A 642-nucleotide genomic window follows, 5' to 3' on the forward strand; every position below is an offset into this window, starting at 1 on the left:
AAAGCGCTCTTCATCACATTAAAATTCTTGAAGATCTAGATTTCCACGACATTATCGTATCTTTGAAAGCTTCTGATGTGAAGTTAGCGATTGAAGCGTACGAAAAAGCTGCAGCTGCTTTCGATTATCCAATTCACTTGGGGATTACTGAGTCTGGTACGTTGTTTGCCGGTACCGTCAAAAGTGCTGCTGGGCTAGGAGCAATTCTCAGCAAAGGAATTGGTAGTACAGTTAGAATCAGCTTAAGTGCTGATCCTGTGGAAGAAGTTAAAGTAGCAAAAGAGCTGCTCAAGTCCTTTGGTCTTGCCTCAAATGCTGCTACTCTCATTTCCTGCCCAACTTGCGGCCGTATTGAGATTGATCTGATTTCCATTGCAAACGAAGTGGAAGAATATATTCAGTCGATCAAAGCTCCAATTAAAGTTGCTGTCCTTGGATGTGCGGTCAACGGACCCGGAGAAGCCCGTGAGGCTGATATCGGAATCGCCGGCGCCAGAGGAGAAGGTCTTCTATTCCGACACGGTGAAATCATCCGTAAAGTACCTGAAGATATCATGGTCGACGAACTTAAGAAAGAAGTCGATAAGTTGGCGGAAGAACATTACGAAAAACAACGAAAAGAAAAAGAAGAACAGAATGTAT

Annotated in this window: 1 protein-coding gene; it reads left to right on the top strand. The window is 43.6% G+C overall.

What is annotated here, in order from left to right; translation table 11 throughout:
- The coding region (locus LD39_RS21090) for a flavodoxin-dependent (E)-4-hydroxy-3-methylbut-2-enyl-diphosphate synthase (protein WP_035553526.1) at positions 1-642 on the top strand (642 nt) is incomplete at both ends.

The organism is Halobacillus sp. BBL2006, assembly GCF_000786645.1.
Classification (GTDB): Bacteria; Bacillota; Bacilli; order Bacillales; family Halobacillaceae; genus Halobacillus.